Below are 15,196 nucleotides of genomic sequence, written 5' to 3'. Positions count from 1 at the left end.
TTGGGGAGTTGCCGCAAAAAGGCCATAATTCGCCGCACCTTGGTCGTCCATCACAGGAGGACTTCCATGCGCCTTGCCCGCACCCTTATCGCCCTTATCGCCGCGACCGGCGCCCTCACCCTGGGGGCCGTCGCGCCCGTTCTGGCCCACGAAGGCCACGATCATCACGAAGCCCACGCCAAGGCCCCGGATGCGGCGCTGAAAGCCGCTATCGACGGTGCGTGGCGCACGCCGGAAAACAAGGCCCGCGATCCCTACCGCCACCCGGCGGAATCTCTGGCCTTCTGGGGCCTCAAGCCGGGTGCCGATATTGTGGAATTCTATCCCGGTGCCAAAGGCTGGTGGACGGAAATCCTCGCCCCTTACGCCCATAAGACCAAGGGGCGCTACACCGGCGTGATGAACAACACCAATGATGCCGCCTTCTGGGCTGAGGTGGCGGACAAGTCGATCTATGGCGAGGTCAGTGCCTCCACGCTCGACGCCCTGCCAGCGGGCAAGGCCGATCTGGTGCTGATCGCGCGCGCCTTCCACAACTGGGCGCGTCAGGAGGGGGCGACGGAACGCCATCTGGAGGCCGCGTTCAAGGCGCTGAAGCCTGGCGGTATTCTGGCGGTCGAACAGCATCGCGCGCCGGAAGGCTCAGACCCCAAGGCCGGGACGGGTTATGTGCCGGAAAGCTACGTCATCGAGGCGGCAAAAAAGGCGGGCTTCGTACTGGTGGGCAAGAGCGAGATCAACGCCAATCCGAAGGATGACCATGACCATCCGTTTGGCGTGTGGACGCTGAAACCCATCCGCAGCAGTGGCAAGGGTGACGCTGCCCTGACGCCCGAACAACGCGCCGCGTTTGACGCCATCGGTGAGTCGGACCGCATGACCTTGAAGTTCAAAAAGCCGTAAGGGCAGACAGCCGCTTTTCATTGACCAGTTTCAGCAATTCCGCTGCCGCCATCGCGTCTGACAGGGCGCGGTGGTGGTTGGTCAGCTCGATACCAAATTCGCGCGACAGCGGTGCCAGTCCATAGGCCGCCAATCCTGGAAAATGCCGCCGCATCGAGGAAACGGTACACAGTTTGGGATAGCGGAAGGGCCGTTCCAGCCGCCGGTATTCCGCCGACAGGAAGCCGTAGTCGAAATTGACATTGTGGGCGACGAAGACCGTGCCTTTCAGGAAGGCCTCGAAGTCGTCGGCGATGTCGGCAAAGCGCGGGGCGTCGCGGACCATCGCATTGCTGATGCCCGTCAGTTCGGTGATAAAGGGCGGGATGCGGCGTTCGGGATTGATCAGGCTCTGCCAGGTGTCAATGATCTCACCATTGCGGATTTTGACCGCGCCGATTTCCGTCACGCGCTCATAGGCCGCCTGTCCGCCGGTGGTCTCGATATCGACCACCGTATAGACCTGATCCGGGTCGGGGCGGAAGGCGACGCGCAGTATACCCGCTTCAAATCCGGCCTGCCGCAGCCGGTTGAGCCGCGCCAACTGATGCCGGCGCACCTGATCACCCTCGCCCTTGACCTCGACGAACCGCACGCCACCGTGGCCGATCAGCAGCAGGTCGGGAAAGCCGTCGCGCAACCCCTGAAAATCGTTGCACAGGGCCGCCACTATGTCACGCACGCCCTTGGGTGGGGCGGCGCTCAGAAAGTCGTGCATCAGGTCGCTTAGACCCGGCCACCAGCCGAAGACGCCATTCTCCCGGCCTTCGTGGCGGGCGAGGGTGTCGGCGATCAGCGGCCAGCCGCGGCCCGTTTCCAATGCGCCCAAACGCTCTGTAACGACGTGCGGGAACAGGGTGGCGAAGCGATTGTCTTTCAGGGCCTGCGGCATCCAGTCGAATTCTGAGGCCAGCGATCCCGGCTGCTCAAACAGGTCTTCCCAGAACAGCAGGCCGAACAGGGCCGGCCACAGGCCGTTTTCGACGTGGTGCGCCGTCCAGCCGCGTGCTTCGTAATGACGGATGGCCGCCAGCTCCGGCAGGCCGCGATAGAGGTCATCGGCGCTGATCTCTTCGCCGTCGCGCAGCAGGTCCGTAAACGCGCTGGTGCGTTTCTTGCCGAACTTGCGACGGTAAAAGTCGTCAGCGAACAGGAAGGCTTCATCGTGCGCCGGGGCATCGAGCATGGACTCCAGCAAGCCCAGAACGCGCTCTGTTTCGCCGCGCCCGTGCAGCAGGCGAATGGTACGCTCCTGACTTTCGAACAGGCCCGATTGCGCGTAAAACCCGATGGCCTGATCCGTGTCCTTCTGGCGTTCAAAGAAGCGCCCCAGATCGTGCATCAGGCGGTCGCGCAGGCCTTCGACAAACGGCGTGGCGGGGGAGGGGAGGGTCCCCGCGCGTTCGGCCAGACGCTGATAATCCTCTGGCGTCGCCCCCTTTAATGACCGCAAGGCCTGCGTATAGGCATGGCCGCCCAGTGCCTCCTCGCGGCTGACGAAGCGCGCCTGATAGGCCGTCTGACCGCGCACTGAGACGACGCCCAGGTCACGCAGAGTAAAGGCCGTCAGATTGTCGCTCAGCTTGCCGAAATAGAGGTAGAGCAGAAAGCCCACCGTCTCCCGATGCCCCGGCACCCAGGTGGTCTGTGAAAAGCCCGCAGCGAAATCGTCAAACGGCAGGGTCGCCTCGACTGCCCGCGCCACCTGCGCCTTCGACCATTGGCGCGACAGGGCGATGTCGTGGTCGCGCGCCATCTGCTCAAGTACGGGCCGCGTCAGGGTGTCGAGCCACGACCGGTAATCTTCGGCGCAAGCGCGACGCGCGAACCCGGCCTCGGCCAGCTCCTCCAGCCGCCATTCGATCTCACCGATTTCGGCATAGACGAGGTCAGCGATCGTAAACACCGGCCGCTTGCGGTTCGACATGCGGATAAACAGGCACTGCGCCTCAAGGCTCAGACCCGTAAAATCCGCAATGAAGTTGTGTTCAGCCTCACCCAGAACGCTGGCATAGACGTCGCGCACAAAGGCCAGCATCTCGCTGAAATGCGCGTGGTAATAGGTCGGCGGCAGGGCAGGAAAAAGCGACATGATCGACTTTCTGACGTGTCATCATGTTCTTTATATGTTCTCGTCTCGCCACGCAAGCCGTCGCAACGCCTACTTCTTATGCATCATGTCCATGATGTTCAGGATGGCCGGGCCCAGAATGACGACGAACAGCACGGGAAGAAAGAAGACGATCATCGGCACGGTCAGCTGTGCGGGCAGGGCCGCCCCCTTCTTTTCCGCCGCCGACAGGCGCAGTTCGCGGTTTTCCTTGGCCATGACGCGCAGCGCCGTGCCCAGCGGTGTGCCGTACTTTTCGGCCTGAATCATCGCCGTACAGACGGACTTGATGCCCGGATAGTTGGTGCGGCGCGCCAGCCCCTCATAGGCCATGCGGCGTTCGGGCAGGTAGGACAGCTCCGCCACCAGCAGAGACAGTTCTTCGGCCAGTTCGATGGAGGCCGAACCGATTTCCTGCGACACTTTTTGCAGGGCAGCTTCGATAGACATGCCGGCTTCGACGCAGATCAGCAGCAGGTCCAGCGCATCGGGAAAGGCGGCGACGATCGAGGCGCGGCGCTTGGAGGCGGCATTGCTGATATAGATGTTGGGCGCGTAATAGCCGGCAACGAACATGGCGACGCAGATCAGCAGCTTGATGTTCTGTGGCTGACCGAAATCGTTGACCACATTGATGTAGAAGGCCGCAAACGCCCCCAGAACGAAGGGCATCAGGAAACGGAAGAAATAGAAGGTGGTGACCGGTTTGGGGCCGCGGAAGCCCGCCATGGCCAGCTTGTCCACCACCTTGGGGTCTTCGAGCAGGGTCTTCAGATTCAGGCGATCGACGATGCGCTTATAGAGGCTTTCATCGGTCTGACGCAGGCCGCTGCTGCCGGACTGAACCATGGACTGACGGGCTTGCCGGCGCAGTTCTTCGCGGCGTTGCGCCACGGCCTTCATCCGCTTGTCCAACTGCTCACCGGACAGGGACGAACGCATCAGCGTCAGCACGGCGAAGAAGGCCAGTATCGCGACCACCATGGCGATCAGATTGGCCGGCTGCATGAGGGTGTAGGCCAGGTCTTTCATCTGAAAATCACCCGCCCTAGAATTTAAAATTGATCATTTTGCGCATCATCAGGATGCCGGAGGCCATCCACACGGCCCCGCCCAGCAGCATCAGATTGCCGCGCGGATCGGACAGCAGCGGCGCCATGTAGCCGGGATTGGTGATGTAGATCATAGTGCCGACGCCGGGCGGCAGGACGCCAATGATACAGGCCGAGGCGACGGCTTCGGACGACAGGGCCTTGATCTTTTCGCGCATCATGCGCCGTGAGCGCAGGACGTGCGACAGATTGCCCAGCGCTTCGGCCAGATTGCCGCCGGTCTTTTGCTGGATGGCGATGACGATGGTGAAAAAGCGCAGTTCCGGGGTCGGCATGCGCTCGCACATCTTTTCGAGCGCCATGTCCAGCCCCATGCCGATGGCGATATTTTCGTTCAGACGCTGAAACTCCGGCCCCAGAGGCGCGGGCAGTTCCCTGGCAATGACCTTCAGGCCGTCATGGACCGGCAGGCCCGACTTGATGCCGCGCACCAGAATGTCGATGGCGTCGGCAAAGCTGGCAGTGAATTTGGTGATGCGGCGCTTGGCCAGAAACGACAGAACCCAGCGCGGCGCGCCGTAACCAAAGGCGAAACCGGCCCCCAGCGCCGCCAGAGCGTTTCGGCTGAGGACGAGAACGATCACCGCCGCGATCAGGCCCCCGACAACGGACCAGATCCAGAAGGTTTTCACATTGGGCGTCAGGCCGGCGTGCTGCAAACGCGCCGTCAGCGACAGGCGTGCCTTGCGTTCGCGCTGCTCGGATTCCTTGAGTTGCAGAAGAATCTGCTTGCGGCGCTCCTCAGGGGTGCGGCTGGCGGCGGTGCGCTGGCTCTTGCGCTTGGCGGCCGAGGTGGCGCCCACCGCGATGGCCTGCGCGCGCTTGGTCGCAACCTCTGAGCCGCCACCACCGGTCAGCACGAAGCCGAGCGAGGCGAGGATAACAAAGCTCAGAAAGGCGATGAGGACGATCATCATGGCCGGACACCTGTGGCGCAGGACCAGATGACGGGCTTATTCCGCAGCATCGAGCGCCTCCGCCAGTTCGCGCTCCAGACCGTAATAACGCGCACGGTCCCAGAAACGCGGACGACCGATCCCGGTCGAACGGTGGCGACCGATGATCTTGCCTTCCTTGTTTTCGCCCTCGATCTCATACAGGAACAGGTCCTGCGTGATGATGACGTCGCCTTCAAGGCCGAGAACTTCGGTGATGTGGGTGATGCGGCGCGACCCGTCGCGCAGACGCGCGGCCTGAACGATGATGTCCACCGAGCCCACGATCATTTCACGAATGGTGCGCGACGGCAGGCCATAACCGCCCATGGTGATCATCGACTCCAGGCGCGAAATGGCTTCGCGCGGGGAGTTGGCGTGCAGCGTGCCCATCGAACCGTCGTGGCCGGTGTTCATGGCCTGCAGGAGGTCGAAGGCCTCCGGGCCGCGCACTTCGCCGACGATGATGCGTTCGGGGCGCATCCGCAGACAGTTCTTGACCAGATCGCGCATGGTGATCGCGCCCTGACCTTCGAGGTTGGGTGGACGGGTTTCCAGACGCACCACATGCGGCTGCTGAAGTTGCAGTTCGGCAGCGTCTTCGCAGGTGATGACGCGCTCGGTCGGGTCGATGAAGGCCGTCATGGTGTTGAGCAGCGTTGTCTTGCCCGAACCCGTACCGCCAGAGATCAGCACGTTACAGCGCGACGCCCCGATGACACCCAAAACGCGCGCCCCTTCCGGGCTGATGGAGCCGAACTCCACCAGATTGCGCATGGTCAGCTTGTCTTTTTTGAACTTCCGAATGGTGAGCGTCGGGCCATCCAGCGCCAGAGGCGGCGCAATGACGTTAACGCGCGAACCGTCCGGCAGACGGGCGTCACAGATGGGCGAGCTTTCATCGACGCGGCGACCGACCTGCGACACGATGCGCTGACAGATGTTCATCAACTGCCCATTGTCGCGGAAGCGCACATTGGTCAGTTGCACCTTGCCCGAAACTTCGATGAAGACGCGGCCCGCGCCATTGACCATGATGTCGGCGATGTCGTCGCGCGCCAGCAGCGGTTCCAGCGGCCCATAGCCCAGAACATCATTGATGATGTCCTGAACCAGCGCGTCCTGCTCGGCGATGGACATGGAGACGTTCTTGATCGTCACCAGTTCCGAGACGATGTCGCGGATTTCCTCCGATGCCGCCTTCTGGTCCAGTTGTGCCAGTTGTGACAGGTCGATAGTGTTCAGAAGCGCGTTGAAGATCGCCGTCTTGGTGGCGTGATAATAGTCCGACTGCTCACGCACGATCTCAGTGACCGCCTGCGCCTTGTGCATCTGGTCGATACCGGCGGCCAGCTTGCCGCCTTTGACGGCCGGTTTGTCGGTGCTGCGGCGGTCTTCGGCCGCGGGCGAGGTCTCAGCGACGCCTTGCGGACGCGTAGCAATATCGCCGGCCGGCTTGGCAGGCGGGGGCGCACCCTTGATGTCTTTGGGCTTGTCAGCGGAGGCATTGCCACCACTTAGCGCCTGCGGGCGCATCTGTGCGGCGGCCTGCGCGCCCGGTGACGGGGCGGCCGCGCGCGCGGCACCGAAGCCGGCGGGTTTACCCGATGAGTCCGTGGGGCGCTTTCCGAACACCTGTCAGCCTCACTTCTTCTTCGGGAAGAATTTCCCGATCAGCGAGGTGGAGGCCGCCTTCTTTTTCGTTTCCGCCGTACGGCCGGTGATGGTGGCGGTCAGGGTCAGAAGCGCCTCGTGCGCCTTGGACGCCGGGGCGCATTCGCCGATCATCTGTCCGTTATTGGCGGCCTGACCGAAGGTCTTGGCATCGAAGCTGATGGTGCAGACGGGGGCAACCCCCAGGGCCGCCGTGAAGTCCTTGACCGGGATTTCCGGACGACCCGGCATATCGACCTGATTGAGGACGACGCGCGGCGGGTTATCGTTCGGGCGGAAGGATTTCAGCAGTTCGATCAGGTTTTTGGCATTGCGCAGACTGGCGAGGTCCGGTGTGGCGACGATCACCACCTCATCGGCGGCGATCAGGCACTTTTTCAACCACGGCGTCCACACATGCGGCAGGTCCATCACGATGAACGGCGCGACGGAACGAACCTTGCGCGTCACCTCTTCGAAGGCCTCCTCATCGGCCAGATAGTCCTGATCGAGCGAGGCCGGCGCCGAGAACAGCGACAGGCGCTCGGTGCAGCGCGTCAGCATGCGGTCCAGCAGCACCTGATCGAGGCGGTCGGGCTCGTTCAGGGCGTCGGCCATGCCTTGCAGCGGGTCCTGATTGAAGTCGAGCCCGGCGGTCCCAAACGGCAGATCGTAATCGGCAATGACCGTATTGGCCTGCATCACTTCCGACAGGCTGTGCGCGAAATTGTGCGCCAAAACGGAGGAGCCGGCCCCGCCGCGCGCGCCGATAAAGGCAATGGCGCGGCCCACGAATGGCGTTTCCGGATCGTTGAACAGGGTAGAGATGGATTTGATGAGTTGCAGCGGCTTGACCGGTGCCACCATATATTCCGACACACCCTGACGGATCAGTTCGCGGTACAGAGAAATGTCGTTGTGCGCGCCGATCACCACCACCTTGGTATTAGTGTCGCACACTTCGGCCAGCCGCCCAAGCTGTTCCAGCAGACCATGCGCCGCCTGCTTCGATTCGACGATCAGCAGCGACGGAGTCGGTTCGTGCTGATAGACGGCGATGGCTTCTTCGATGCCGCCGCGGCGGACCAGAGACTGGGCGCGCGCCATGCGACGGTCGAGTGCCGCCGTGTCGCAGGCTTGAAGCGTGGCGTCATTTTCGGGGAAGAAGTGGATGCCGATGCGCGGGATGGACACCGCACCGAGTTCATCCGTGGGCTCGACGGCGGCGAAACTGGCGGCGGTTAGGGCCTGACGCGGCAGACCCGGCGCGGGCGTCAGCGGGTGCAGATCCTCTTCTGGCAGATCCTCGAAAGGGTCGCCCAGATCGAGGGCATCTGCCGCCTCGTAATTCTGCGTGAAGCTGTCGTCGGCGTCGTCGAAGTTGTCGAACGGGTCGGTCTGTCTGGCAGTAGAGGACATGGACGGGCTCACTTGATGACCTGGGCGACATTGCTCTTGGCGGCATCATCCTTGGCCGCCGAGGTAACCTCGCCCTTGCGATATTTGTCGATAATGATGCTGCGGCGTCCCGCGTCGCCGGGTGTCGCCGGCTGTGGCGCGGCGATATCGCGCGGATCGTCGATCTGCGCCGCCAGATTGGCATTGATGGCACAGCCCAGATTCTGTGGCGCGGCATTGTGGCGGGTGGCCGCCAGATTTTCCCATTCCTGATTACAGTCGTTGACCACGGCGCGGTATTCCCGCGTAATCAGGCTGACCACATCGGCGGGCTGGCTTGTGCTGGTCGTTTGCGATACGGCGTGGACGCTGACCTGATGGTCGTTGAAATAGGCGCGAATGGCCGCGCCAGCGCGCAGGGCGTCGGGCGTATTGGCAGTCAGGATGGTGATATCAACCGCCTCGCCGCCGTTCCAACTGGCCTTGCGGGCCACCTGATCAAGGGCGCGGCGCTGATTTTCGGACAGGCCACTCTTAGGGTGAATCTTGAAATGCAGGGCATCGGTGCGCGACTCGGCCTGAAGCGGATACTGGTCCAGTGGCGTCGGTGCCAGAGACTGAAGGCTGGGCGGGGCGTTTGAGGCGCAGGCCGACAGCAGGGCGGTACCGAGGATAAGGGCGGTGAGTCTGAAGGTGGCCGGGCGGTTCATGGGCATGTCGCGGGTTCCTATTCGATCACATAGCCGATGGGGGCTTGATAGCTGCCGGCCGGAGGTGGCGCTTCGGCGACTTCGCCCCGCTTGGCCCGCACGGATTTGTTCAGGCGTCCGAGGAAGACGGATTCGAGGTCGGAGGCGACCTGGAAGTTGTCAGCCGGGGTCTGGAAGGCGTCCGGTGATTTTGCAGACACGATATAGGGCGTGACGATGACGACCATTTCTGTTTGCTCATCGAGGAAGTCGCGTGAGCGGAACAGGGCCCCCAGCACCGGTATCGTTGTCATGCCGGGCAGGGCGTCAATGCTCTGCTTGTATTTCGATTGCAGCAGACCGGCGATCATCAGCGAGCCGCCCGACGGCAGTTCGACGGTGGTTTCGGCGCGACGCACCGACAGACCGGGAATGGTGAAGGTGTCATCCAGCGTGAAGGCACCCGTATTCACGATCTCGGATACTTCGGTCGAAAGTTTCAGCGAAATTGAACCGTTGGACAGAACCACCGGCGTGAACCCCAGTCCCACCCCGTAGGTTTTGAATTCCACCGTAATGCGGCCCTGTGCATCCTTGGCCACGGGCACGGGGAATTCCCCACCGGCGAGAAACTTGGCCGATTCACCCGAAACCGCCGCCAGATTGGGCTCGGCCAGCGTGCGCACCAGACCGACGCGCTCAAAGGCCTGAAGCGAGGCCGACAGCAAGTTGTCGGCATAGCCGATCTTCATGCCGCCCAGCGCCTTGCCATTGGTGCCATAGGTCGGCGTGTTTTGCAGGGCGTATTGCACTTCGCCGGTCTGTCCCGACAGGCCGTTGAAGTTGAAGCCCATCTGCTTGATGGAGGACTTCTGGACCTCGACGATACGGACCTTGAGGCTGACCTGATCCTTGCCGGCGATGGCCAGCATATTGATAATGTTTTCCGGCTTTTCGGCGAAGGCTACCGACAGGCGCTGGATCGCTTCGGACTCGCTGGCGTTCGCCACCACGCCCGACAGGATCACATAGCCATTGACGCTCTGCACCTGCACATCTGACTGCGGATAGAGCTTGCGTACCGTGTCCGACAACTGATCGGTAGAGACACCGACGCGGACCTGAAGGTTCAGGATCTGACGGCCGGTCGCGTCAAAGAAGATGGCATCCGACTGACCGGCGGTGACCCCCAGAACGAAGATTCGGCGCGGGGTGCGCAGTACGGCATCGGCGACAGCCGGGTTGGAGACGAAGACGTCGGCGGCATCCACGGGCAGGTCGATCACCGCCGAGCGCCCTTTGGCGAGGTTTAGCACCTGCGTGCGAGCACCTGAGGTCTGGGTCTGCACGCTCATGGGGCCGCCCAGCGAGGTATAGGGTTTGGGGGCGGCCTGAACGCCGGTGGCCGCCAGACTGCTCATCAGCAGGCCAGCGGCAAAAACGGTAACGGCGAGAGGGGCGCGTGCCATGTCAAAACGTCTCTTCATCGAAACTCTCATCGGGATACCGGCACATCGGTGCCCTGGCCATTGCGATAGACGACCACCTTGTTGCCGGCGCCGGCTGGGGAAGGCCCGACGCGACCGGAGGGCCCGCCGACATCGGCGTAGGAACGCAGCATCAGCGACAGCGGCCCCTGCGCCTTGGCCTGCGCCAGAGCCTCGCCTTCTTCGGGACGAACCTCTAAGGTGGCGGTAGCACCGATGACCGAGGGCTGATCGGACTTGGCTTCGACCGTCTGATCGACGGCCAGCACCTTGACATTGCGCAGGACCGGCTTGGCCACGTGCGAGCTTTGGCCATTATTCTGAACCTCCATCGACACGACGATATCGACGCGGTCGCCGGGCAGAATGAAGCCGCCGGCCGTGCTTTCGACGGTCACCGGCACGGCCATGGCGCGCATACCGGGGGCCAGCATGACGGCCATGAAGCCACCCGCATCGGCGCGCACGACCTTGCGCGCCACGATCGGCTCATTGGCCAGCATTTCCTCGCGTACCACCCCGCCCAGCACGGCGTCCATGCCGCGCGTCGGGTTCAGCACCTTGTCAGCGGCATCGGCAACCTTGGCGGCCCCGGTCTGGACTTTTTTGTCCAGCGCCTTGTCTTCGGCGGACTTGGCTTCGGCAGCGGCCACGGGCGTTACCGGCCGGTCGGTGAAATAGGACTCGGTGATGCCATCTTCCGGCCACGCCTTCCACGCCAGGTCAGCTTCGGCGATGCGTTCCCCCACCTTCAGGTGACGCGCGGCGACCAGCACCTTCACGGCAGGGGCCTCGGCTGAAACCTTTTGCGAGGCATTGGCGTTGGATGCGCCATTGCCGCCGATCATGCCGCGCACGACCAGCGCCAGCAGAAGCGCTGCGACCGCGGCTATGCCCATTACGACAAAACGTGACGCCTTCATGGAGGTTCCCCTTCAAAGCCCCGGCGGCGTTCTGGCGCGCACGGATAGCCAGTCAATTGGCAATTGCAACGAATCTTGGCTTAACGGTGGTTAACGGGAGCCTAAAGAAAGCTAACGGCCGGACGAATTTGTGAAAATGATACCGGAAACACCCATTTATCCGTCTGACCTGCCTATCCGGCCAGCTTGCTCAGCAATGGCCATAGGTCGCTATAGGGAATGGCCAGCAGGCCCCCGGCACAGATGGCCACGCCATAGGGGATGTCCCCTTGCGGCTTGAGCAGGGTTTGCAGCCACTGAGGCAGGGTGGGGGTATAGATTTGCAGGAACTGCCGCGCCAGCAGTAGCAACAGGGTAAAGGCCCCGCCCACCAGAGCGGTATAGGTCAGAAAGGCCAGAACGCCTTCCGGATGAAACCACAGAGCTGTTGCCGCCAGAAGTTTGGCATCGCCACCGCCTAAAACCTTGAAGGCGAAGGCGGCAAAGCCCACAACAAGAATGCCCATGCCGATGCCGGTATGGACGGCTATGCTGAGGGGTGTCAGGCCCAGAAGCAAAGCGGCGGGAAAAAAGACGCCGGCAAGGATCAGGCTCAGGCGGTTCGGAATGGTCATCGAACGCAGGTCGCTGATGGCCGCCCAGACGAGACAGGCCGGATAGACGATGCAGAACAGGGCGGGGATCAGAACGGCAGGCATCGGTCAGAGGCTCTCGATGGCGATTTCACAGAGGCTAAGCCATAGACCGAACAGGGTTAAGAGAGTGTTTTGCTGCCAATAGAGGTGATAAAATTAAAGACCTGACCGCTGCTTTAGTCAGTCAGCGCGCCACCGATTTTATCGCCGAGCGTTTCATAGTGATCTTTCATCGAGTCGCCCCAGGCCAGTATAGCTGTCGATGCGACCAGAAAGATCAGGGCCGCAATCAGGGCGTATTCAAGAGCGGTTGCGCCGGTCTCATCTGTCCAGAAGGTTTTGAGCGTGGGCATCGACGAGGTCCTGAAAAAAAAGGGCCGCAGACATCGATCTGCGGCCCTTCGCCTGGGTTGCTAAACCGCGGTCAATTATTGAACGGCGGTTTTGATTTCTTCGAACTTGCCCTTCAGGTTGGTGCCGATGGTGGTCAGCACGCTGATCAGAACGACGGCGATCAGGGCGGCAATCAGGCCGTATTCGATAGCGGTGGCGCCCGATTCGTCGTTGGCAAAGTTCTTGATGAGATTGGTCATGAGAGTCTCCATTAGAGTAGAATGCTAAGCAAGTGAGGTTTAACTTTGTACCGGGGTGGTGAGTTGTTTGGCTCACTTGCTCCCGAACACGAATGCAGAATAGGCAATCGCAATTAATATGAAGTAAACAACGAAAATTTTATGCGATTTTTCTATAGTTAATAATGATTTACTGTAAATTTTCGTTAAGGTTAATTCTTGTAAATGATATTGTATATTGAAATTTGGTCGAAATTTTTTCCATTAATATTACGTTCAGCATTTTTAAACATATCTTGTTTACCTGTGTTCCTAACCTGAAGCTCATATTCCTGAGGCAGGCTGGAAGCTGCGCCGGGGGCACAATCGTCCAGCGCCTTTGCAGATGGAGGCAAAGATGACGAAACAGATGATAATGGCCGCATATCTGGCTGTGGCGGCGCTTTTACCTGTCGGTGCGGCCGAGGCCGCCAGCAAGATCGTGGTCGAGAAAAATCACAGCGCACGGGTGGTCCTGCCGGCACCTGCCGGATCGGTGATCGTCGGAAATCCCGATGTGGCCGATGTGACCGTCGTCGATTCGCGCACTATATATATAATCGGTCGTGGCTTTGGCCGGTCTTCGGTATCGGTCACCGACAGCACGGGTCGCAATATTTTTGACGCCGATGTGATGGTGGGCACGCCGGTCGAGGGCGGCGTTACCGTTTATAAGGGCATGAAGTCCAGCACCCTGATCTGTGGTCGTACCTGTATTGAGCAGACCGACGGGATGCAGTCGTCTTCCACGCCCGCGCCGGCACCGCAGCCCACGCCGGCGAGTTAATCCCTCAATTTAACCCCCTGTTGACTCCCTCTCGTTTAGGATGTGGATACATTTCTTTTGACGAGGCTGACAGGGTGCGCAGACTTCTGACCAAAATCGCGATTTTTCGCCGCCGCCCCGGAGCGCCCGGCGAAAGCCGCTTCACACCTTCCGCAACGCGCGCCCGGTTTGGCTTATGGCGTGACCGCCGGGGCTCAACCGCGGTGGAATTTGCCATTATTGCCCTGCCCTTTTTTGGTTTGATCATGGGTTGTCTTGAACTGGCGATCGTGCTGGTTGCCGGCGTGTCGCTCGATCTGGCCGCCAGCAAGGTGTCGCGTGAGCTGCGGACCGGCCAGTCCACCAAGCCGACCACGTCCAGCGCTTTCATCACCAAGGTCTGCGCGGAAATGGCGTGGCTGGGGTCGGATTGCACATCCAAGATGCGCGCCGATGTCCGCACCTTCACCAATTTCAAGATGGTGACCGAAGCCCCCAACGTCATCGTGAACGGTGAATTTGCCAACCTGCAATATACGGCAGGGTCCAGCAGCCAGATCCAACTGGTGCGCGTCTACTATCCCTGGCGGGTCGTTTCGCCGTTTATGAAGCCCGGTCTCGGCGCTCTGAGCAGCGGGGAAATGGTTGTCTCCTCCACTATCGTTTTCAGAAACGAGCCCTTCTGATGCTGAGATGTCTGGGTAAATACCTGCGGTTTGGCCTCCGGGCGCAAGGCGGTACGGCGGCAGTGGAATTCGCCCTGATCGCGCCGGTTCTCATTGTCATCTACTGGGGGCTGGCCGATCTCAGCCTCGGCCTGATGGCCAGTCGCCGCACGTCGCACCTGGCCGCCAGCATGGGAGACCTGGTCGCACAGTCCGAAAGCCTGACTCAGGCCAATGTGGACGATATTTTTGAAATCGGCAGCAGTATTCTTGATCCCTTTCCTGCCGGGACCAAGTTACATATGCGCATCTCCAGTGTAACGCGAAATGCGACCACCGGCGTTATCGCCGCCGACTGGACACCGGCTCCGAGCAAAAACTGGCAGGGCACCCTACCGTTTGACACCAAAGGCCTGACCACCGATCAGTTGCCCGCGGGACAGACCCTGATCGTCACCGAGGTCATCTACGACTTCACGCCGCCGATCGGCAAGTTCCTGCCCATCAATACGACGTTCAAATCGACGACCTACCATCATCCGCGGTCGGGCAGTCAGATCCCGTTGAAACCTTAATATCTGCGCTCCAGCACCTGTCGGAACAGGGACAGCTTGGTTTCGGTTTCGCGGCGTTCATCGGCCGGATCGGAGTCGGCGACAATGCCGCCCCCGGCGCTGACCCTTAAGTGCCATCGACCCTGCGCATCGCGTTCACAGGCCGCCGTGCGGATGAGCACGTTCGAGTCCATGGCCCCGGACGCGTCCACCCAGAACAGTGAGCCACAATAGGGACCGCGCGGCGCCTCCAGCGCCTGAATGACCTTCATCGCTTGCACCTTGGGGGCCCCGGAAATCGAGCCGGGCGGGAAGGTGGCCAGCAGCACATCCGCCGCCGTGTGTCCCGCCTTGAGCTGCGCCGTCACCACGGACACCAGATGGTGTACATTGGGATAGGATTCCAGCGCATTCAGCGCCTCAACGCGCACCGACCCGACCTCAGCGACCTTCGACAGGTCGTGACGCATCAGATCGACGATCATCAGGTTTTCGGCGCGGTCCTTGGCGCTGTTCAGCAGATCCTGACCCAGCGCCGCATCGGCCTGCGGCGTGTGCCCGCGCGGGCGTGTCCCCTTGATCGGCCGCGTTTCCATCCGCCCGTCGGCCTCAAGCCGGATAAAGCGTTCCGGGCTGTTCGACACGACGGCGCGGTCGCCAAAGCGCATAAAGGCGCCGAACGGACTGGCCCCCGCTTCGGCCAGCGCCTGTAAAAT

General features: G+C 61.5%; 16 protein-coding genes. 4 read left to right on the top strand and 12 right to left on the bottom strand.

Translation table 11 applies throughout. From position 1 onward, the window contains the following. Nucleotides 1-66 precede the first annotated feature (66 nt). On the top strand, nucleotides 67-903 hold the full coding sequence (locus Q0072_RS16245; protein WP_298332270.1) for a methyltransferase domain-containing protein: 837 nt from the start codon (nucleotides 67-69) through the stop codon (nucleotides 901-903). On the opposite strand, the gene Q0072_RS16240 is transcribed toward Q0072_RS16245, so the two are convergent. From Q0072_RS16240 to Q0072_RS16190, 11 genes are all read right to left on the bottom strand, one after another. After that, on the bottom strand, nucleotides 890-3,034 hold the full coding sequence (locus tag Q0072_RS16240; RefSeq protein ID WP_298332267.1) for an exonuclease domain-containing protein: 2,145 nt from the start codon (nucleotides 3,032-3,034) through the stop codon (nucleotides 890-892). The two genes, Q0072_RS16245 and Q0072_RS16240, sit on opposite strands and share 14 nt — an antisense overlap. Before the next feature lie 69 nt (nucleotides 3,035-3,103). Beyond that, nucleotides 3,104-4,084 (bottom strand): type II secretion system F family protein, encoded by a 981-nt coding sequence (locus Q0072_RS16235; RefSeq protein ID WP_298332264.1) that lies wholly within the window; start codon nucleotides 4,082-4,084, stop codon nucleotides 3,104-3,106. Nucleotides 4,085-4,100: 16 nt separating this feature from the next. After that, complete coding sequence (locus Q0072_RS16230; RefSeq protein ID WP_298332261.1) at nucleotides 4,101-5,081, bottom strand: type II secretion system F family protein; 981 nt, start codon at nucleotides 5,079-5,081, stop codon at nucleotides 4,101-4,103. A 36-nt stretch (nucleotides 5,082-5,117) separates the two neighbouring features. Next, nucleotides 5,118-6,734, bottom strand: a complete 1,617-nt coding sequence (locus tag Q0072_RS16225; protein WP_298332259.1) for a CpaF family protein — start codon at nucleotides 6,732-6,734, stop codon at nucleotides 5,118-5,120. 9 nt (nucleotides 6,735-6,743) lie between these two features. After that, nucleotides 6,744-8,171 carry an AAA family ATPase gene (locus Q0072_RS16220; RefSeq protein ID WP_298332256.1) on the bottom strand — a complete coding sequence of 476 codons (1,428 nt, stop codon included), beginning with the start codon at nucleotides 8,169-8,171 and terminating at the stop codon, nucleotides 6,744-6,746. 8 nt (nucleotides 8,172-8,179) lie between these two features. Further along, entirely contained in the window at nucleotides 8,180-8,866 is a 687-nt protein-coding gene (locus Q0072_RS16215; RefSeq protein WP_298332253.1) for a CpaD family pilus assembly protein, read from the bottom strand. A gap of 11 nt (nucleotides 8,867-8,877) precedes the next feature. Continuing rightward, nucleotides 8,878-10,326: a type II and III secretion system protein family protein gene (locus Q0072_RS16210; protein WP_298332251.1), complete on the bottom strand. Its 1,449-nt coding sequence runs from the start codon at nucleotides 10,324-10,326 to the stop codon at nucleotides 8,878-8,880. Between the two features lie 8 nt (nucleotides 10,327-10,334). After that, nucleotides 10,335-11,249 carry a Flp pilus assembly protein CpaB gene (gene cpaB / locus Q0072_RS16205; RefSeq protein WP_298332249.1) on the bottom strand — a complete coding sequence of 305 codons (915 nt, stop codon included), beginning with the start codon at nucleotides 11,247-11,249 and terminating at the stop codon, nucleotides 10,335-10,337. A 173-nt stretch (nucleotides 11,250-11,422) separates the two neighbouring features. Then, a complete protein-coding gene (locus tag Q0072_RS16200) occupies nucleotides 11,423-11,947 on the bottom strand; it encodes a prepilin peptidase (RefSeq protein WP_298332246.1) in 525 nt (174 codons plus the stop codon). 113 nt (nucleotides 11,948-12,060) lie between these two features. Continuing rightward, nucleotides 12,061-12,237, bottom strand: a complete 177-nt coding sequence (locus Q0072_RS16195; protein WP_298332243.1) for a Flp family type IVb pilin — start codon at nucleotides 12,235-12,237, stop codon at nucleotides 12,061-12,063. A gap of 75 nt (nucleotides 12,238-12,312) precedes the next feature. Beyond that, complete coding sequence (locus tag Q0072_RS16190; protein WP_298332241.1) at nucleotides 12,313-12,477, bottom strand: Flp family type IVb pilin; 165 nt, start codon at nucleotides 12,475-12,477, stop codon at nucleotides 12,313-12,315. A 376-nt stretch (nucleotides 12,478-12,853) separates the two neighbouring features. Between Q0072_RS16190 and Q0072_RS16185 the strand changes: the two genes are divergently transcribed. The 3 genes from Q0072_RS16185 (at nucleotide 12,854) to Q0072_RS16175 (ending at nucleotide 14,501) form a co-directional block, all read left to right on the top strand. Then, nucleotides 12,854-13,282 (top strand): pilus assembly protein N-terminal domain-containing protein, encoded by a 429-nt coding sequence (locus Q0072_RS16185; protein ID WP_298332238.1) that lies wholly within the window; start codon nucleotides 12,854-12,856, stop codon nucleotides 13,280-13,282. A gap of 74 nt (nucleotides 13,283-13,356) precedes the next feature. After that, nucleotides 13,357-13,947 carry a TadE/TadG family type IV pilus assembly protein gene (locus tag Q0072_RS16180; protein WP_366941834.1) on the top strand — a complete coding sequence of 197 codons (591 nt, stop codon included), beginning with the start codon at nucleotides 13,357-13,359 and terminating at the stop codon, nucleotides 13,945-13,947. Continuing rightward, nucleotides 13,947-14,501: a TadE/TadG family type IV pilus assembly protein gene (locus Q0072_RS16175; RefSeq protein ID WP_298332233.1), complete on the top strand. Its 555-nt coding sequence runs from the start codon at nucleotides 13,947-13,949 to the stop codon at nucleotides 14,499-14,501. Before Q0072_RS16180 ends, Q0072_RS16175 begins: the two co-directional genes overlap by 1 nt. Here the strand turns inward: Q0072_RS16175 and Q0072_RS16170 are convergent. Further along, the coding region (locus Q0072_RS16170) for an anthranilate synthase component I family protein (protein ID WP_298332230.1) at nucleotides 14,498-15,196 on the bottom strand (699 nt) is incomplete at its 5' end. The genes Q0072_RS16175 and Q0072_RS16170 overlap by 4 nt on opposite strands.

It is taken from the genome of Asticcacaulis sp. (assembly GCF_027484505.1).
In the GTDB taxonomy this organism is placed as follows: domain Bacteria; phylum Pseudomonadota; class Alphaproteobacteria; order Caulobacterales; family Caulobacteraceae; genus Asticcacaulis.
This window is presented reverse-complemented; position numbering and strand designations above follow the sequence as displayed.